The sequence below is a fragment of the Acinetobacter sp. 742879 genome (assembly GCF_000588535.1).
GTDB classification, from domain to species: domain Bacteria; phylum Pseudomonadota; class Gammaproteobacteria; order Pseudomonadales; family Moraxellaceae; genus Acinetobacter; species Acinetobacter pittii.
Window position 1 is genome coordinate 212,111 of record NZ_JFYC01000001.1, and the last position, 19,931, is coordinate 232,041.

A 19,931-nucleotide genomic window follows, 5' to 3' on the forward strand; every position below is an offset into this window, starting at 1 on the left:
AATGATGGACGCTATAATTGCTGTGTTATCAAAAAATGCATTAGTCACTGCTCTTGCCGTAACGGGTTTAATGATGTTTGTTTCCCATTTACTCTCAAAATATTTGACGAAGGGAAAACTACAAAGCTCTGCAATCGCGATTACTTTAGGTTTGGTTGTTGCTTACTTTGCAGGGGTTTATACGCAAGGAACCAAAGGCGTTTCTGACATTGCTATTTTTTCTGGTTTTGCGCTGTTGGGCGGAGCCATGATTCGTGATTTAGCTATCGCTTCAACTGCATTTGAAGTTGATGTGAAAGAAGTGAAGAAAGCAGGCAAAATTGGTCTAATTGCATTAATGCTTGGTTGCGTTGTGCCTTTTGCAATTGGTGTTCTGGTCGCATGGAGCATGGGGTATCGAGATCCAATTTCGATGACAACGATCGGTGCAGGCGCAATGACTTATATTGTTGGTCCGATTACAGGAACCGCAATTGGTGCAAGCTCTGATGTGATCGCACTTTCTATTGCAATTGGATTAATCAAGTCAGTTTTCTTTATGGTAGGGACGCCATTGCTTGCGAAATTTATGTATCTAAAAAGTCCGCGCTCTGCCATGGTCTTTGGCGGTTTGGCAGGAACAACCAGTGGTACAGCTGCTGGATTGGCAGGGACAGATGTACGATTGGTACCTTATGGCGCTTTAGTTGCAACCTTCTATACAGGACTTGGCTGTTTACTTGGACCTTCTGTCTTTTTCTTAACGGTTAATGCGATTTTTGGATAAATTTTTGAAAATCCTATAACGGCAACTCATTATTCTTTAATAAGTTGCCGATATTTATCTTTTAAAATTAGAGGCAAACATTCGACATTCAGCAATCAGAGCAAGTAAGTTTGGGTCGCGTTCTTTACTTTTTAGAAAGACCAAACCAATTTCTTGTTGCATATGATATTGCTGTTTTAGTGGAATAAGTTTTACTGAACTTTCATAAACTGCAGAAATACGACCGGGTAGTAGAGCAAAACCGACACCTGAGCTGACCATACTAATGAGGGTAAAAATATCATTGACCTGTAAAGCAACTTTTGGTGAAAAACCAGCTTTTTTAAAAATGATATCGCTGTCGTTATGAGTTGCAAACCCCTTAGTTAAAGTTAAAAAAGTTTCTTCTTTTAAAAGGCTTAAATCAATATCTTTAAAATCGGCATATTTTGAATCTTTATTGACTGCCAGAAAGATATCGTCTGAAAACATTGGCAAAATTTCAAAGTCATCATCTTGAGTAGTTTCATTTAAAGCCACAATAATGGCATCAAGCTCCGTGGCTTTCAGCTTTTTCACCAAATCCTGATTTGAACTCAGCAATAGTTGAATATCAAGCTCACTACGTCGGAGCTTAAGACCGCTAATCACATTTGGAATTGTATTTACAGTCAAAGAATAAAGAGAACCTAAATGTAAAACCTTAGCTGCAAAGCCAGCGGCTTCTCTGGTTTTATTTACGGTAATAAAAATGTCTTGTACGATTTTTTGTGCCCGTTCTTCAAAGACATAAGCACTTTTTAAAGGAATGAGATTACGACCTTCATTTTTAAAAAGAGGGCAACGTAAAGCACTTTCTAAAGAGTGTAAGGCTTTATGAACACTGACATTACTCAACTGCATTTCTGTGGCTGTTTTAGACAAATTCCCACAGCGCATAAAAGCTAAAAAAATCTGTATTTTTTTAAGGGTGAGTTCTTCATCAATTTCCATATTAATTCCTTGAACCAGTTTCCCTAAAAACTATAGATTTGAGCTATAAAGTTAGCACAAAATAAAGACTATAAAATTGTGCTTAGGTCGAAGCATATCTTTATAAACTTGCTTCAACTCTTTGTTGAATGGTTTTGATAACCTGATCTAATGCATTTTGAATTTTAGTGTTCCATTCAAAAGAGCAATTGATTCTTAAATAATATTGCTGTGCAGGTAAAACACTAAATAGAGGGCTTGGCGCAACGCCAATGTTTTGCTGAATCAACGCTTCATAAACTTGCATACTATCTAAAGTGCTAGGAAGTTTGACCCATAGAAAATAACCACTTGGGTAGTAATACACTTCACAAGAGTTAGGTAAATGTTGCTTCAAATAATGATAAAACTGCTTTTTATAACGCTCGAGGGAAAGTCTAAGGGTACGCAAGTGCTTTTCATAATGATGATGAGACAAAAACTCAACCAATGCATTTTGAATGAGTGCATTCACTGAAATAGTACTCATGAGCTGTAAGTGTTGAATATGGTCTGAAAATTTACCCGCATAGACCCAACCGACCCGAAAACCTGCACCTAATGTTTTAGAAAAAGACGAACAGTGCAGTACCAGATTTTGTTGATCAAAATACTTCATTGAAAGTGGTTTTTGCCCACCGTAATAAAGCTCTTCATAGACATCATCTTCAATTAAATAGATTTGATGTTCGTGAAGCAACTTAGCAATTTTATATTTAATGTCATCACTGACTGTAAAACCAATCGGATTGTGGGCATTCAGCATCAGCCAACACACCTTGATTGGATATGTTTGAATAACCTGTTCGAAAGCCTCTAGGTCAAAACCATGTTGAGGATGTTCAGGAATGGTAATCACTTTAAGTCCTAAACGCTCAGCGGCTTGCCAAGCCCCATAAAACACAGTTTGCTGCAATAAAATATAATCACCGGGTTGCGCGACTGCTTGTAGCGAAAGGTTTAGTGCATCTAAACCTCCAGATGTAATGACAATGTCATCTGGATCGGTCTGTATGCCTTGCATACAGTAGCGCTGAGCAATCAGTTTTCTCAAGACCAAATTACCAGGAGGCAAGCTTGTGGTCTGGTCATAACTTTGTCTTTGGCGCGCAAGTTGCCCCATAATTTGAATAAGTTTGGGGGCTGTTAAAAGCTGACTGTCTGGAAAAGCTGAACCAAAAGGTACGACGGACTCGTGTTGGATTGACTTAAGATATTTAAAAACTAAAGAATTAATTTCAATTTTAGAGTTTAGTGAAACAACTGAATATTGCTCGAGTGGCTTTAGTGCAATTTGCTCGGCAACGAAGTAACCAGATTTTTCTTTTGAATAGATCAGACCTTGTGATTCAAGCTCCTGATAAGCATTCATGACGGTCATTAAGCTAAAGCCCGAGCGTTGTACCTGATCTCTCAATGACGGTAATTTTTCATGTGCATTTAAAGTGCCGCTCTCAATGAGTTGGCGAATGCTATGAGCGAGTTGTTCTGATTTATACATGTATGAGCTGCACGAAATAACAAAATGAAAGAAGCACTTAATCAATAATAAATGCCGTTTGCAGAATCTACAAACGGCATTTATTTAGAACAATAGATTTACTTTAAGTAAGGGGCTGCATAAATCAAGATAACTTTAAACAATCCCGCAATCACAGCTAAGGCTAAAAAACCCACCGAGCCATAGCAAAATAAACCATTGGGTTTGATTGAGTTTAACGGATGACTTTTTCATAAAACCCTCCATACTTAATGATAGCCTTCATCACCTACACGGACTTTGTCTCTAAATACCCAGTAAGAGACAATGGTGTAAGCAATAATGATTGGAATCAAGATAAGTGCGCCAACCAGAGCAAACATTTGGCTTGAATGAGGTGCTGCAGCCTGCCAGATGGTGACTGATGGCGGAATAATATAAGGCCATAAACTAATTACAAAACCAGTAAATGCAAGGAAAACGAGGGCCAATGTATATGCAAATGGTTTAAGGTCGTGATCTTGCTTTTTACATGCTGATAAAATCAGACCAACAAATAACAAGACCAAAATTGGTACAGGGCTAAAATAGAACAGATTTGGTAAAGAGAACCAGCGATCTGCAATTTCAGGATGAGTCAGAGGCGTATATAAACTCACACCACCAAAAATAATGAGCAATGCAATAATCAGCTTTGGCATAAGCTCATACATACGTTGCTGCAAACCTTTTTCGGTTTTTAAAATCAGCCATCCACAGCCTAAAGTGGCATACATCGCAACTACGCCAATACCTGTAAAGATGGTAAATGGGGAAAGCCAATCAAAAGACCCACCAGCAAAAATACCATTTTCGGTTTTAATCCCTTGAATATAAGCACCCAAAATAATCCCTTGAAGGAAGCTGGTTAAAACTGAACCCCAAATAAAAGCCAAGTCCCAAAGGTGCTTGGTTCGATGAGCTTTAAAACGGAATTCAAAAGCAACTCCACGGAAAATCAGGGCAATCACCATGAAAATGATAGGCAGGTAGAGTGCTGATAAAACTGTTGAATAAACCAGCGGGAAGGCTGCATACAGACCAGCACCACCGAGAACCATCCAAGTTTCGTTACCATCCCAAACAGGAGCGACGGTATTCATCATGACGTCACGTTCTTGGCTGTTCTTAATAAACGGGAACATAATCCCGATCCCTAAGTCAAAACCATCCATGACCACGTAAATTAAAACACCTAAACCAATAATACCGACCCATATTAAAGAAAGATCAATCATGATGTTTCTCCCCAGATTTTTGATTATCGTCAATGTTTTCATCGACCGCACTGAGTGGACGCATTGGTGTTTTAAAGTGTCCAACACCACCAGATTCAATAGTTGGAGTATCGATAAATACAGGGCCTTTATTAATGAGTTTTAAGGTGTAGTAAATACCGCTACCAAAAACGATGGTGTATACCACCACAAAAATAAAGAGACTCAGGCCCACCTGATCTGCGGAAACCGTATGTGAAAGCCCGTCTTTAGTGCGCATAATCCCGTATACAACCCACGGTTGACGACCTACTTCGGTAGTAATCCAGCCAGCCAGCATTGCCACATAACCCGCAGGCCCCATCACTACAGCGAATTTATGAAACCATGATGTTTCATAGAGTTTTCCACGCTTACGTAACCAAAGCGCAATTAAAGACAGAGTGACCATGAGCACACCAAGACCCACCATCACACGGAAGCTCCAGAAAACGATGGTTGAATTTGGACGGTCTTCAGGTGCGAAATCTTTTAAACCTGTCACTTGGCCATCTAAGCTATGCGTTAAAATTAAGCTACCCAAATAAGGAACACCCACTTCGAAGTGGTTACGTTCTTCTTTCATATCTGGAATTGCAAATAGCAATAATGGCATAGGTTCATTGTGATTGGTTTCCCAGTGACCTTCCATTGCTGCAAGTTTGGCTGGTTGATGTTCACGGGTGTTTAAACCATGGTTATCGCCAATTACTACTTGTAAACATGAAGTCACAAGCACCATCCAGAGACCCATCGAGAACGATTTTTTCACCAACTCATCGCGACGGCCTTTTACTAAATGCCATGCAGATGTTCCGACGACCAATAATGATGAAACTAAGAAGGCCGCAGCACCCATGTGGGCAAAGCGGTAAGGGAAGGATGGGTTAAAGACAATTGCAAACCAGTCTTTGGGGACAATAATGCCATTTTCGATGGCAAAGCCTTGAGGTGTCTGCATCCAGCTATTAGAAGATAGAATCCAGAACATGGAAATACATGTTCCGATGGCCACCATAAGTGTTGCGAAGAAATGGGCTCGAGGACCAACCCGTCCCCAACCAAATAACATAATGCCTAAGAAACCTGCTTCTAAGAAGAAGGCACTCAAGACTTCATAGGTAAGTAAAGGACCAGTAATACTTCCGGCGACGCGTGAAAATTCACTCCAGTTAGTACCGAACTGGTAACTCATGACCACGCCCGAGACCACACCCATACCAAAGGCAACGGCAAAGATCTTAATCCAGTACTTAAATAGATCTTTATAAATCGGGTTTTGGGTTCTTAACCATTTCCACTCTAGCACTGCTAAAAAGCAGGCAAGACCGATGGAAGTGGCTGGAAAAATAATATGGAAGGATACTGTAAAAGCAAATTGTATTCGCGCTAATTCTAGAGCGGTTAGACCGAGGCTCATAAACTTTCCCCCTGTGAACTAGCTGATGATGGTTAAATGAGTTAAATACTTATTTTCAGGCAACAAAGTATTCTGACGATTAAACTTGCTTCTGTGATAAATGTTCTTAGCAAGTAAAATGCCAACAGGGTTAAGCAATATAATTGCTTGATATTTCAAGAGAATAGACTGATTGATTGTTCTCAATCTGTTAACAAAGTTTATGCTTGATGTTGCATTTGTAAAAATGCATGTTGCATTGAAACATTGATGAAATATCTGGCGATATGCAATAGATCGTCTCATGAAAACTACCTACCTTAAGAAGTTTCCTTAATCATGCACTTACTATTTTTGTATATGTAGATACAGAAATTTTTTATAAAACTATAACAGTCTGAAGCACTCATGAGGTGTGCTATAGTTTTTTTTCAAATATCTGTAGCTATGTATCCATTCTTCAAAAGTCCAAAATAAATGAACAAGATTTACGAATGGCCAAAATCACTTTCCAAAAACAGAGTAAATGCGACTTTGGGTAATAAGCGCAGAATAGTTTCTTCTCTTTTATTCCTTTGTTGTTTTAAGTGAGGTCTGGTTGTTACGTAGGTTATTAAAGACCTGATTTAAGTGTAGCTCTTCTAAAATAGCTTGGATGTTAAAAAATGTTTATTACTTCTCAACTCAATGTCCTGCATAAAATTATTAAAAATCAGCCTATTCCTGTATCTATATTGGCTCAATTAGAGCAAACCTACGTTAATTTTGAAGCTACTTTATTGAGAGCGAAAGTACTCAGAGACTTTTCTAAATCTGAAACAGTATATTTAATTCAATCTCATATTGAGGCACAGCAAAGTAGTGTGGCCTATCTATTTTCACCATTTATTTTTGCTAACTTAAACAAGGCAGCTATTTATACAACGCCTGCAACTGCGCCTGTGCTTTCTATTCTTAATAAATATTATCAAGCTGAGAAGAAAGTACTCTTTAAAGTAGATGATGTTTTAGAAAGTCTAAAAATTTATATAGATTTGGAACTTGCAGAGCTTAATGAAGTCGAATTTATTTATCTAAGCTTAATCAAGGCACTATGCCGAAGTGATATCTCTACCGTTTTTTTAATTACGAGTTTAGACGTAGATGTCGAGCATTTAAAAGCACTGGAGCAATTTTTAAAGGTCAAAATTTATTGGATTAAAACCACAAAAGATGATGACTTAAAAAATCTCAATAGCTTAGAAATGCGGAAATTATTATTCAAAAATAAAGATGAAACTTATGTAAAATTATGCGCGAAGTTTGCTCAAATGAACGCAGCGCTGGTTGGTTTATGCGACACCTTTACTGCTGGTCAAATGACACATTTAATTGATGATATGTTCTATTCAGAGCATATTTTCGAAAAATTATCTGTCTATTCAGAATATATACAAACACTTCTGCAAAGCCAGCAGAGCATTAGACAAAAAGAGCTATCCTAGGACTTGATAGATGAGCTTTTTATCTTTGTGTTTAGGTTCTTATATAAAGAATGAATACTGTTATAAAAAAATAATCGTTTTCATGTGAAATAAATATTTTATGGTAAAAGCAAAGCAATATTGGTTTTACTTACATGACAAATTTAAATTTTGAGCATCATCTCGGTTCACTAACACATGCAGTACTTAGTCAGGCCTCAATTATTTCTCGCGTGTGGGGTGAAGGGCCTTCAGAACGTTATGATGAATTGGCAAAAAATTTCAGACCGACTTTTGCCCGTATTAAAGAAGGGGCTTTAATCCGTGAACAGCAGCATATTTTGCCTTATGAACAACTTCAGTGGCTCAAAGATATTGGCTTTACACGGTTAAGACTTCCCAAAGTTCATGGTGGCTTTGATGCAACCATTCCTGAATTATTTGCATTACTTATTGAACTTGCAGAAGCGGACTCAAACTTACCGCAAGCTTTACGTGTGCATTTTGGTTTCACTGAAGATGTGTTGGTAAGTAAAGACAAAACGTTTCAACAGCGTTGGCTTAGCCGAATTGCAAATGGGGAAACAGTCGGTAGTGCATGGTCTGAAGGCGGGAAAGAGTCAATTGATCAGTTCGAAACACATTTATATCGAGACAGTGAAGGAAAAATTCGCGTTAAGGGTAAAAAATATTACACCACTGGTAGCCTATATGCAGACTGGGTGGATGTTGGTGTAACAGATTTAAACGGTGAATCTGGCTCGGTCGTTGTTCGCCGTGAAGATGAAGGTGTTGAAATTGTTGATGACTGGAATGGCTTTGGTCAGCAACTCACTGCAAGTGGTACAGCATATTTCCATGATGTATTGGTCGATGAAACTGAAATTTTACCTGATGATGACCGTTTTAAATATTCAGCGGCTTACTATCAACTGGTTCAACTGGCAATCATTACAGGTCTAGGACGTGCTGCAACCTATGATGTTTCTCAAGCTGTGGCAAAACGTACACGAAACTACACTCATGCAAATGCGCAATTTGTAAAACAGGATCCACAAATTTTACAAGTCGTAGGACAAATTCGTGGTGCGGCTTACAGTGCAGGGGCGATTGTTGAAAAAGTCGCACAAAGCTTACAACGTGCTTATTTGGCTGCATTTCAAAATAATGAGCAGCTTGAAGAAGAACAAAATGCACTTGCCGAGCTTGAAAGTGCACAATCTCAAACGGTCATTACCGATCTAATTTTAAATGCCTCTACAATTTTATTTGATGCTTTAGGTGCTTCTGCAACAGACAAAGATTTAGGCCTAGATCGATACTGGCGTAATGTACGAACTTTATCATCACACAACCCGAGAGTATTTAAAAACCGAATTGTAGGTGATTTTAGTGTAAACGGTACATTACCACCGTATCAATGGCGAATAGGGAATGTTGCTAAACAATAAATTATAGTTTTAGATATTAAGCTGCTATTTTAGTGGCTTAATATTATTTATGTTTTTAGAAATAAATTATAAAAAACTATTAGAATAAAATCATATTTTGTTTGGGGTTTATATTATAAAGAAAACCTAAAAATTGCTTTAGTATAAAAATTAAATAAAATGCTGGTTGATATTTTATGACTAAGAAAATTAGTTTTAATGCTTTTGAAATGAATTGTATTGCCCATCAATCTCCTGGATTATGGCGACATCCTCAAGATCGATCTGTTGAATATAAAGATCTAGAATATTGGACAGATTTAGCACAAATTCTTGAGCGTGGTTTTTTTGACGGTATTTTTATTGCAGATGTGCTTGGTATTTATGACGTTTATCATCAAAGTGCTGAACATGCCTTAACAGGTGCAGTACAAGTTCCAGTCAATGATCCGCTACAGATTGTGCCAGCGATGGCCGCAGTCACAAAGCACTTGGGTTTTGGTGTCACGACTTCTATTTCCTTTGAACATCCTTATCCTTTTGCTAGACGTATTAGCACGCTAGACCATTTAACCAAAGGGCGAGTTGGTTGGAATATCGTGACGTCTTATTTGGAAAGTGGTTCGAAAAACTTGGGCCTAAAAACTCAGGTTAATCATGACAATCGTTATGATATTGCTGATGAATATTTAGAAGTCCTTTACAAACTTTGGGAAGGGTCCTGGGAAGAAGGTTCGGTACTTCGTGACCGTGAAAGCGGTATCTTTGCTGACCATAAAAAAGTGCATCCAATTCAGCACGAGGGTAAATACTTTACTGTACCAGGTATCCATATTTGTGAACCATCACCGCAGCGCACACCAGTACTTTATCAAGCAGGTGCATCTTCACGCGGGCAGAAGTTTGCGAGTCAAAATGCCGAGTGTGTATTCATAGCAGCGCCGTCTAAAATTGCCACTAAAAAAGTGGTACAGGGTATTCGCCAAAAATTGGCTCAAGAAGGCCGTGACCCGTACTCAGTTAAAATTTATGCACTTTTGTCGATTGTCACTGATGAAACCGATGCAAAAGCACAGGCTAAGTTTAAAGAATATCAAAGCTATGGAAGCTATGATGGTGCTTTAACCTTGCTGTCTGGCTGGTCAGGTGTAGATTTTTCACAATACCAGCCAACGGATAAAGTTGAATATATTCAAACCAATGCCATTCAATCTTTATTAGATTCTTATGTAAATGCGGACCCAGAACGTGTTTGGACCATTGAAGAAATTGCAAACTGGAACAGCTTAGGTGGGAATGGACCTGTGTTAGTGGGTTCGGCAGAAACCGTTTCGGATGCTTTACAGCAATGGGTTGAAGATACCGATGTTGATGGCTTTAACCTTGCCTATATTTTGGCTCATCAAACCTTTGCCGATGTGGTTGAGTTTATTGTTCCGGAGTTGCAAAAACGAGGGGTATATCAAACTTCGTATGCACAAGGAACATTAAGAGAAAAATTATTTGGTGCTGGGCCATATTTGCCTGAAAATCACCGCGGTGCAAAATATCGTAATCTAAAGGAATTAAAACTTGCTGAGGCGAGTTAATATTTTGGAAAACCTTTAAATAAATAGCTGGTTAAATACCAGCTTTTATTTTGTCTTTTTATATCGGTTTTACTGCTGAGTTAATAATGAAAAGATAATTCTATAATTAAGATTAAAACATCAGATTAATTTGTTTTTATATGATGTGAATAATCATTACTTTGTTTCTGTGATTAAAATACAGGAATTATTAAGTGAGCACACAAGAACTCGATCATAACCATCGTTATGAAATTAAATCTCCCGATGATGTTTCACAATTAATTTCCAAGTTTGCAGGGAAGGGTAAATCGAATAAAGTTATTTGGTTGGCACTGATTGGGGTGTTTATTGACGCCTATGATTTAACAACGCTGTCCTTTGGTATTGAGCAAGTTATCTCAGAATTTTCCTTAAGCCCTGTGATGACTGGTGTAGTGGCTTCAGCAATTGTCTGCGGAACCATTGTGGGTAACCTGATTGGTGGTTGGCTGACAGATAAAATTGGCCGTTATCGGGTCTTCATGGCGGACATGGTGCTGTTTGTCATTGCGGCAATTGTCGCTGGTTTTGCTCCGAATGTATGGGTTTTGATTTTAGCCCGATTTATTATGGGAATTAGTGTTGGTATTGATCTGCCTGTGGCAATGTCATACTTATCTGAGTTTTCTAAATTTAACGGGAGTAGCAACAAGGCAGCGCGTTTAGCCGCATGGTGCCCAATGTGGTATGCCGCTTCTTCGGTCTGTTTTGGTCTAGTTCTGGCGCTTTATTTTCTTTTACCACCTGAGCATAGCAATTGGTTATGGCGAGCATCTTTAATTTTTGGAGCAGTGCCAGCGTTACTCATTATTTTTATTCGCGGTAAATATTTAACTGAATCACCCATTTGGCTTGCGAACCAAGGGGATTTAAAGGGGGCAGCTAAAGTTCTACAAGAATCCTATGCAATTAATGCAGTCGCTACAGTTGAAAAAGTAGAAAGAACTGCTGAAAAGAAAAAGCGCGAGGGTTTTGCAGTTTTATTTAATAAAACCTATTTACCAAGAACGATTGTGGCAATTGTGATTCACATTTCGGTGGCATTTCAGTACACGACCATTGCCTTCTTTTTACCTTCTATTTTAACGCGTTTCTTTCATACCGATGTCTTGACGACCATTACAACCACACTCGGACTTAATTTACTGTTTGCATTTACGGGCGGACTGTTAGGCGTATTTGTTGCTAGCAGATTTAAATCTCGTCATGTGTTGCTTACAGGCTTTTTACTCCAATTTATAGCCCTCATTGCCTTGGCATTCATTGGTGAACCGGGTAATAGCTTTTTACTCTACACCGCAATTGGCATGCTAGGTTTATGGCTTTTTGCCGAAGGCTTTGGGCCAGGGGCACAAATGATGGTTTATCCAACTATGGCTTATCCTGCTTCGATTCGTGGCGTTGGTGTTGGCTTTAACCGTGCTGTAACGGGTGTTGCTCAGGCAATTGCTTTGTTTGTTTTACCAATCTGGATGGCGGGATATAAAACTGATGTTTACCTGATTATTTCTATTTTTGCGTTTATTCCTTTAATTGTGATTGGGCTACTGATTAAGTTTGAGCCTACCGCCCAAGATGTCGATGTGATTGATGAAGATAAAACAGAACTTCCTCTCAATAATTCACCAGTAATCGATTAGAGTAAAAATAAATATCTAGATAAAAACAAAGGCCAACATCTGTTGGCCTTTGTTTTTGGAGTTAGAAGTAATAAGCAAAAATTACAAATGCTTTTTTATTCCATTTATCATTACTTCCACCAGCTGCAAGACCTTCACTATCTCCTAAATATGGATCATGTTTACCCATTAGTAACTCGGCTTGTACTGTCAATTTTTGATAGTTAAAGGCAATGCCGGGAATAAAACGGGTGGAGTCTTTAAACCCGTCTTGCTCTTTCCGATAAGAACTATAGTTTAGGTAAGGACGAACAGAAGTAATTGGTCCAAACTGCTGAGGAAATTGATAGCTCAGTTCGGCTGAATAAATCTGACCTTTGGTTGCCGAATTAAATGAATAATCGAAACCGCCCAAAGTCAGATGATCTTTATATTCATTGTCGGCATTATCAATGTCTTGATAACCAGCCAAAAGCTGTAAATTCCATTGGTTATAATTGGTATTGCTAAAAACTGAATAGACTTGGCGATCGCCATCTTGCCCTGAACGTTTATTTTCAATGGTGGAATACCATGCAGAGGCGCCCAGTTGGGTAGAGAAATTTTCTTGGCCTAATACATTCTTAAAGGTATGAGCACCACGAACAACAATGGAGTTCTTTTCTTTGGTATTGGTGCCTTCTGGTACTGAGTCATCTGCATTGACAGGGTTGATACTAAATCGACTCGAGTCTTTGCTTTTACCTCTATAGGTGCCACCATCGGTAGGATAAAAGGCGAGTTGTGCTTCATTGATTCCATCATTGAAATCATATTTCACCCCAAGGTTGTGTACATCTTCCCAACCAGCACTATTGGCAATGCCTAAATAATAAGTATTTCCCCAAAAGCGACCCAAGCCAAAAGGAACGGGGTTTAAGCCAGCAATAATTTTACTGTTGTCATTAATTTTATAACCCATCCATGCATCGGTGAGCCAATTGGCATCGCCTAAATGCCCGTAATATTCATAAATCCGATAATCTAAGCGGCCAATCCATTTCGAGGAGTTGTAATCTAGCCATAATACGGCGTCATTAAAAGAAAATTTACTGGTAGAGGGTTCAGAGTCAAAATCATAAACATATTTAGCCCGAACAGTACCACTTACTTTAAGTTCACCTTCTTCAGCATTGCCAAAGGTAAGCGCTGCATGACTTGAGAGGCTGAATGTAATTAAAGACGTTGTAATTAATGTTTTTTTCAAAATTTGAGAATGTTTAAACAAAAGAATTTTTCTCCTCTTAAAAATAAAAATTAAATTTGCGTCATGTATAAACCAGAAAAAGATTTGCCCAAATCTCAATATTTGCAGAAGATTTAAGATAAAAAGATAATAAAATCTGAACTTTATATAAAAGAATGAAAATTAATTAGATGCAAAACTCTGGATGCAATAAGCAAAAATAAAAATGATCAAATATGAGAGGATAAAATACTTAGAGGACATCTGTCAGGTTTTCCTAATCATATGATTTGTGAATATCATTTTTAATTATTGATATATAAGTATTTTAATTTTTATTTTAATCTGTAAGTTTACTTAGAATTTTCTTTTTACCAAAAGATAAAAACTTATAAGGAAAAGTTATTTATAAAAATTAGATAAGCAACTCATATTTTTTTATTTTTCATTATAAAGCCGGCTGCATACCATGGGCTTATATTATTGAAAGATCATGAAATTATGAGCACAAAGACCAAACCGTTGATTATCACGGCAATTGTGGTTGTAGCAATTGTTGCATTTATCGTATGGCAAAATAAGAAAGATAATAATACGGGTGCTTCAGTTCGTGACAACAAACCTGTCGTGATTGCTTATCAAACTGGGGTTGACCCAAGCAAAGTTGCACAGGCCAACGGAGATTATGAAAAACATAGTCAACGGACCATTCAATGGAAAAAATTTGATGCGGGTTCAGATGTAGTTAATGCACTTGCTTCAGGTGATGTGGTACTTGGCAATATTGGTTCAAGCCCACTTGCTGCTGCGGCAAGCCGTGATTTACCGATTGAAGTATTCTTAATTACTTCAAAACTTGGTGGGTCTGAAGCATTAGTGGTGAGTAATAAATCAGGCATTAAAACCCCTCAAGATTTAATTGGCAAAACCATTGCTGTACCTTTTGTTTCAACAACCCATTACAGCCTTTTGTCTGCACTTAAACATTGGAACATTCCAGAAGACAAAGTAAAAATTATCAACTTGCGTCCACCTGAAATTTCAGCTGCTTGGGAACGTGGTGATATTGATGCTGCCTATGTTTGGGAACCTGCTTTAAGTAAAGCCAAAGCATCTGGTACGGTTTTAACCGACTCGAAACAAGTGGGAGAATGGGGCGCTCCAACTTATGACTTATGGGTTGTGCGTAAAGATTTTGCAGAGAAAAATCCTGATTTCTTAAAAGCTTTTGTCCAAACCACGCTTGAGCAGCTTGAAAAATATAATCAAGACCCAGCTGCTTACGTTAAAGACGCCGATAACGTGCAAAAAATTGCGCAGCTTACAGGTTCTGATCCAAAAGATATCCCGCTTTTATTAAGTGGAAACATTTACCTTGACCATGCTCAGCAAAAACAAACGTTAGATGGTGAATTTGCGCAAAATATTTTTGATACAGCGAAATTCTTAAAAGGTCAGGGCAAAGTCGATCAACTTAAAGCCGATTATAAAGGCAATGTGAATTCTTCATTTTTGCAGCCTTAAGGAGTTGTCATGAGTGTACTTGAAGCCAAACATATTCATCTGACTTTTCCTAAACAGCAAAAGCCAGTTTTACAAGACATTAACCTAACCATTGAAGAAGGTTCTTTAACCGTGATTTTAGGTGAGTCGGGTTGTGGCAAAACAACTTTGCTTAATATCTTGGCAGGGTTTCAAAAGCCGAGTTCTGGTGATGTGCTTGTAAATCATGAAGTCGTAACTGGACCAGATGTAACTCGTGCTGTTGTATTTCAAGATCACGCCTTACTTCCTTGGTTGAATGTTGCAGATAATGTTGGCTTCGCTCTGCAGTTAAAAGGTTTAAAGCGTGCAGAGATTGAGAAACAAGTGAGTGCAATTTTAAAAATTGTGGGTTTAAGTCACGTTGAAAAAACCAATATCTGGGAACTTTCCGGTGGTATGAAACAACGTGTTGGTATTGCCAGAGCTTTGATCAGTCATGCGCCGTTTATTTTATTAGATGAACCTTTTGCTGCCTTAGATGCTTTTACGCGTGAAAACATGCAGCAGTTAGTGCTCGATTTATGGATTAAACAAAATAAAAGCTTCTTTTTAATTACACATGACATTGAAGAAGCATTATTGCTCAGCAATCAGTTAGTTCTGATGACGGCGCATCCAGGCAAAATTGTAGAAACTCTACATCTCGATTTTGCTCAACGATATCGTCAGGGCGAGCCTATTCGTTCGATTAAATCTGACCCTCAGTTTATTCAGCTCAGAGAACAGCTATTTGAAAGTTTAAGGGCTCAAAAACAAAGCGGTAAGGAGGCGTTACCTACATGAACACTAAAGATAACGTCTATGAATATGACAAAGCAGAGCTAAAACTTAAGCCAGATGTGCAAACAGAAAAAGCTTCATTTTTATCGTCATTTTTTGAGAAACATCGCACTTTGGCAGTTAGCATAATTAGTGTGGGAAGTGTGGTTGCACTCTGGTTCCTCATTACTGCTTTGCATGTCGTACCCGAACTGTTTTTACCAAGTCCACAGGCAGTCTGGCAAAAATTTATATCGGTCAGCCAAGAAGGCTTTATGAAGGCGACTTTGTGGCAACACTTGGCAGCCAGTATCTCACGTGTATTTTTAGCTTTGATTGCTGCCGTAGTGATTGGCGTTCCGCTAGGCTTATGGATGGGTCTGAACAAATGGGTTCGCGCTGTTCTAGATCCTTTGGTTGAATTATTACGTCCAATTCCACCGTTAGCTTATTTGCCGTTACTTGTTATTTGGTTCGGTATTGGCGAAACCACAAAAGTACTTTTGATTTTTTTCTCGATATTGGCGCCTGTCATTATTAGTAGTGCGCATGGTGTGTTAAGCCATCAGCTAAATCGTGAACGTGCGGCATTGTCATTAGGGGCAAGTCAGACACAAGTATTTTGGCATGTCATTTTACCAACAGCTTTACCTCATATTATTACCGGTATTCGTATTGGTCTCGGGGTGGGCTGGTCAACATTAGTTGCAGCAGAATTGGTTGCAGCGGACCGTGGTATTGGTTTTATGGTGCAATCGGCAGCACAGTTCTTAATTACCGATACGGTGATTCTGGGCATTATTGTGATTGCGATTGTCGCAGTTAGTTTTGAGCTGTTTTTACGTTGGTTACAAAAACAGTTTTCTCCTTGGTATGGTCAGCAGTTGTAGTAAAGAAGATGAATACAGTAGTAGCAAACTTAAATATTGAAGTGATCAAGCCTAGCATTGGCGCAATTATTCACGAAATTGATTTGAATGCGTTAAATGAACAGACAACGCAACAAATCCAGCAGGCTTTGCTTGATCATCAGGTCATTTTTTTTCGAAAGCAACAATTAGCACCGCAAGCACAAGCAGACTTGGCACGCAGTTTTGGTAGCTTACATGTGCACCCGATTTATCCTTCAATTGAAGATGTACCTGAAGTGATGGTACTCGATAGCTGGAAACAAGATTTGCGTGACAATGAACTTTGGCACACAGATGTGACTTTTAGTAAACCCCCGCCTTTAGGTTGTGTGTTGCAAGCCATTAAAATTCCACCTGTAGGCGGAGATACATTATGGTCGAGCAACACAGCAGCTTTTAAAGGGCTTCCGCTTGAGTTACAGCAAAAACTACGTGGCTTAACTGCAACCCACGATATTCGTAAGTCTTTTCCGCTTGAACGTTTTGCTCATAACGAAGAAGAACGTGAAAAGCTTTTGCAAACATTTAAGCGTAATCCACCAGTGGTTCACCCAGTGGTGCGTACCCATCCGGTTACAGGTGAGCCTTTGTTGTTTGTAAGCGAGGGTTTTACCACTCGCATTAATGAGTTACTTAAAAAAGAAAGTGAACAGTTACTTAATTTCTTGTTTGAACATGCGACTCAAGAGCAATTTCATTTGCGTTGGAAGTGGCAAGATGGTGATATCGCGATTTGGGATAACCGTTGTACGCAACATAAAGCATTATTTGATTATGGCGATGCTCATCGCATCATGCACCGTGCAACCATTAACGGTGATGTGCCATTTTATAAAGAAGAACAACAGCCAGAGTTAGCAGAGGCTTAATTCCTTTAATTATTCTTTGTTTCAATTCCAACGTAGCGTTTTGAGTTGGAATTGAAACAGTAAGTTATCTCTATTGTGCTCCAAAACCCGACAATATGCCTGTGTAGTTCTTTACAGGAGGTGAAGCCCAATCACCAATTTTGCTGGTTTTTAAATTTAACTGGACTAACATTTCAGCTTGTTTAACGGCTGCTGCAACGCCGTCAATAACGATTATACCTAACTCGTTTTGTAGCTTTAGACATAAATCACTCATACCTGCACAGCCCAAAACAATTGCATCGCTTTTATCTTCTACCAGTGCTTTTTTGCACTCCTCTCGTATGGTTCGATAAGCATCTGAGTCAGGAAGCTCCAATTCTTCAACTGCAATGTCACAAGCTCGAACATTTTTGCAAAATGGTGTAGCCCCATAGCGATGAGCCAGATGCCAACTCATATTCACTGTGCGTTGTAAGGTTGTGACCACACTAAAACCATTACTGACATAACTTGCAGTTCGCATAGCTGCTTCTGCAATCCCAATCACAGGCGCTGAAGTCATTTCACGGGCAGCATAAAGCGCAGGGTCACCAAAACAGGCAATAACATAAGCATCTACACCTAGAAGTTCACCTTGGTGAATTTCCTCCAGCACACCTACTGCACTTAATGCTTCATCATAATAACTTTCAATTGTTGCAGGGCCCATTTGAGGACTCACTGCAATAATTTGAGTACCAGAACTTGCAACTATCTTTGCTGATGCAGCAATTTTGTCAGTCATACTTTGGGTGGTATTGGGATTAATAATTTTTATTTTCATTGTACTTTTGCCTTAGTCAGTGCCGATTTAGCATGTGTAAGCGGTTGGTTAAGAAATCGGTAAATGACAAAACCGAATCCCATCCCAATAAACCATGTGAAATTAGCTAGCCCTGATAGTTGTGGTAAAAGTACGCAGAGAATAGGAATTAATGAAGCTGGAATTAAGGCATAAAAGGCAGAGTGGTTATAACCATTTTTGTACCAATACAAACCTTTGGTATCTAAGGTATATAAATCATCTACTACGATTTTTTGTTTTTTAACGAGGTAAAAATCAGCTAGCAATACGCCAAAAAGCGGACCGATAAATGCACCTAAAATATCAATGGTGTAATGGATCACTTGAGGGTTATTAAATAAATTCCATGGGGTAATGAAAATTGAACCTACTGCTGCGATCATTCCACCCATGCGCCAGCTAATTTTGCTCGGTGAAACATTGGAAAAATCAAAGGCAGGTGATACAAAGTTAGCGACAATATTAATCCCGATGGTGGCAATCATTAAGGTCAAACTACCTAAAATGACTACAAAGGTATTATCAAGTTTTCCAACCATCTCGACAGGGTCGGTAATGAGCTTACCGTAGACTGGAAGCGTTGCTGCAATACAAACTACAGTAAGTAAAGAAAAGCCTAAGAAGTTAATCGGTAGTCCAAGAAAGTTACCCATTTTAATCGCGTTAAAGCTTTTGCCATAACGAGAGAAGTCACCAAAGTTCAGCATAGGTCCTGAAAAATATGAAACAACAAGTGCAATAGCACCAATCATGACTGGTACAACCGCAAAACCGTCGTATTGAACACCGCTCAAGTTTAGATCAATATTTTGCCAGCCAGCTTTCCAGATGAGCCATACTGCCATCGCAAACATCACAACATAGACAGCTGGACCTGCCCAGTCAATGAATTTACGAATGCTGTCCATGCCAGACCAAAAAACAATCGCTTGTAGTAGCCAAAGCAGCATGAAGCCAACCCATCCTAAATAGGAAAGCCCAAGAAAGCCGTAAGTTGAAACATCAGCATAGGGTGACCATTCTGGAAAGAACTTTAAAATGACTAATAAGAATGCACTTGAGGCCAAATAGGTTTGAATGCCATACCACGCGACAGCGATAAGACCCCGAATAACAGCAGGAATATTTGCACCAAGCACACCGAAAGTGGCACGACAAATAACAGGATAGGGCGTGCCTGTTTGTTGGCTAGACTTGGCAATCAGATTTGTAAAAAACTGAACTATGGCAATGCCGATGAGTAAAGATAAAAGTCCCTGCCAGCTGTTCAGCCCGAGTGCAAAAAGGCTCCCAGCCATGACATAACCGCCGACACTATGAACATCAGACATCCAGAAAGCAAAAATATTATAAGCGCCCCATGTTTGCTTTTTTAAAGGAGCTAAGTCTTGATTTGTCAGTTTTGCATCATAAGAAGGTTTAATTATTGCTTCGGTATTATTCATCTTGAACACTCACTTCCCTTATGTTGGGCTGGCACGTTCTTCAGCAGCTTGAAATTCTGGCTAAAAGAATGAAATTAAAATTGTGCACAATGTGATATTTATATTGTGCACAATTTTAATTGAGCAAAAGTTATGCCAAATTTAAGAAGTAGCACTTATGAGTTATTTAAACTGGTATGAATTTTGGATATGAAGAGACAAATTTATAAAATGAGAAGTGCTTAATTTTTTATAAAAAGTAAGTAAAGTTAGGTGTATAAGTGGATATTTAGAAGTCTAATATTGAATTGTTTAGCTCA

General features: G+C 38.7%; 16 protein-coding genes and 1 pseudogene. 9 read left to right on the forward strand and 8 right to left on the reverse strand.

Annotated features, from left to right (window positions below; all coding sequences use genetic code 11):
• Positions 1-4 precede the first annotated feature (4 nt).
• Positions 5-766, forward strand: coding sequence for a malonate transporter subunit MadM (madM, locus tag J690_RS05815; RefSeq protein ID WP_000338775.1), 762 nt, complete (start codon positions 5-7; stop codon positions 764-766).
• Between the two features lie 54 nt (positions 767-820).
• On the opposite strand, the gene J690_RS05820 is transcribed toward madM, so the two are convergent.
• From J690_RS05820 to J690_RS05835, 5 genes and pseudogenes are all read right to left on the reverse strand, one after another.
• On the reverse strand, positions 821-1,738 hold the full coding sequence (locus J690_RS05820; protein ID WP_002114202.1) for a LysR family transcriptional regulator: 918 nt from the start codon (positions 1,736-1,738) through the stop codon (positions 821-823).
• Between the two features lie 100 nt (positions 1,739-1,838).
• Positions 1,839-3,257, reverse strand: a complete 1,419-nt coding sequence (locus J690_RS05825) for an aminotransferase-like domain-containing protein (protein WP_032034702.1) — start codon at positions 3,255-3,257, stop codon at positions 1,839-1,841.
• 98 nt (positions 3,258-3,355) lie between these two features.
• Positions 3,356-3,491, reverse strand: a pseudogene (locus J690_RS23615) (DUF2474 domain-containing protein).
• Positions 3,492-3,505: 14 nt separating this feature from the next.
• Positions 3,506-4,513, reverse strand: coding sequence for a cytochrome d ubiquinol oxidase subunit II (gene cydB, locus J690_RS05830; RefSeq protein ID WP_005076463.1), 1,008 nt, complete (start codon positions 4,511-4,513; stop codon positions 3,506-3,508).
• Complete coding sequence (locus J690_RS05835) at positions 4,506-5,951, reverse strand: cytochrome ubiquinol oxidase subunit I (RefSeq protein WP_017386136.1); 1,446 nt, start codon at positions 5,949-5,951, stop codon at positions 4,506-4,508. The genes cydB and J690_RS05835 overlap by 8 nt, the downstream gene beginning before the upstream one ends.
• A 644-nt stretch (positions 5,952-6,595) precedes the next feature.
• On the opposite strand from J690_RS05835, the gene J690_RS05840 reads away from it, so the two are divergent.
• From J690_RS05840 to J690_RS05855, 4 genes are all read left to right on the forward strand, one after another.
• Entirely contained in the window at positions 6,596-7,414 is an 819-nt protein-coding gene (locus tag J690_RS05840; RefSeq protein ID WP_032034704.1) for a hypothetical protein, read from the forward strand.
• Between the two features lie 134 nt (positions 7,415-7,548).
• Entirely contained in the window at positions 7,549-8,844 is a 1,296-nt protein-coding gene (locus J690_RS05845; protein ID WP_032034706.1) for an acyl-CoA dehydrogenase family protein, read from the forward strand.
• Between the two features lie 176 nt (positions 8,845-9,020).
• Positions 9,021-10,412, forward strand: a complete 1,392-nt coding sequence (locus J690_RS05850; RefSeq protein WP_000162425.1) for an LLM class flavin-dependent oxidoreductase — start codon at positions 9,021-9,023, stop codon at positions 10,410-10,412.
• A 194-nt stretch (positions 10,413-10,606) separates the two neighbouring features.
• Complete coding sequence (locus J690_RS05855; protein ID WP_005304407.1) at positions 10,607-12,073, forward strand: MFS transporter; 1,467 nt, start codon at positions 10,607-10,609, stop codon at positions 12,071-12,073.
• Between the two features lie 61 nt (positions 12,074-12,134).
• On the opposite strand, the gene J690_RS05860 is transcribed toward J690_RS05855, so the two are convergent.
• The gene (locus J690_RS05860; RefSeq protein WP_032034710.1) at positions 12,135-13,319 is read right to left on the reverse strand and encodes a hypothetical protein; all 1,185 of its coding nucleotides are present in this window, start codon (positions 13,317-13,319) and stop codon (positions 12,135-12,137) included.
• A 441-nt stretch (positions 13,320-13,760) separates the two neighbouring features.
• Here J690_RS05860 and tauA point away from each other — a divergent pair, with 441 nt between their 5' ends.
• The 4 genes from tauA to tauD are packed head-to-tail and all read left to right on the forward strand — an operon-like array spanning position 13,761 to position 17,361.
• Positions 13,761-14,801 carry a taurine ABC transporter substrate-binding protein gene (gene tauA / locus J690_RS05865; RefSeq protein ID WP_081405072.1) on the forward strand — a complete coding sequence of 347 codons (1,041 nt, stop codon included), beginning with the start codon at positions 13,761-13,763 and terminating at the stop codon, positions 14,799-14,801.
• A gap of 9 nt (positions 14,802-14,810) precedes the next feature.
• Positions 14,811-15,605 (forward strand): taurine ABC transporter ATP-binding protein, encoded by a 795-nt coding sequence (locus tag J690_RS05870; RefSeq protein WP_032034715.1) that lies wholly within the window; start codon positions 14,811-14,813, stop codon positions 15,603-15,605.
• The gene (tauC, locus tag J690_RS05875; RefSeq protein ID WP_017399075.1) at positions 15,602-16,471 is read left to right on the forward strand and encodes a taurine ABC transporter permease TauC; all 870 of its coding nucleotides are present in this window, start codon (positions 15,602-15,604) and stop codon (positions 16,469-16,471) included. Before J690_RS05870 ends, tauC begins: the two co-directional genes overlap by 4 nt.
• An 8-nt stretch (positions 16,472-16,479) precedes the next feature.
• A complete protein-coding gene (gene tauD / locus J690_RS05880) occupies positions 16,480-17,361 on the forward strand; it encodes a taurine dioxygenase (RefSeq protein WP_032034716.1) in 882 nt (293 codons plus the stop codon).
• Between the two features lie 70 nt (positions 17,362-17,431).
• Here the strand turns inward: tauD and J690_RS05885 are convergent, their stop codons facing one another.
• Entirely contained in the window at positions 17,432-18,166 is a 735-nt protein-coding gene (locus tag J690_RS05885; protein WP_032034717.1) for an aspartate/glutamate racemase family protein, read from the reverse strand.
• Positions 18,163-19,632 carry an NCS1 family nucleobase:cation symporter-1 gene (locus J690_RS05890; RefSeq protein ID WP_032034719.1) on the reverse strand — a complete coding sequence of 490 codons (1,470 nt, stop codon included), beginning with the start codon at positions 19,630-19,632 and terminating at the stop codon, positions 18,163-18,165. Before J690_RS05890 ends, J690_RS05885 begins: the two co-directional genes overlap by 4 nt.
• Positions 19,633-19,931 lie beyond the last annotated feature (299 nt).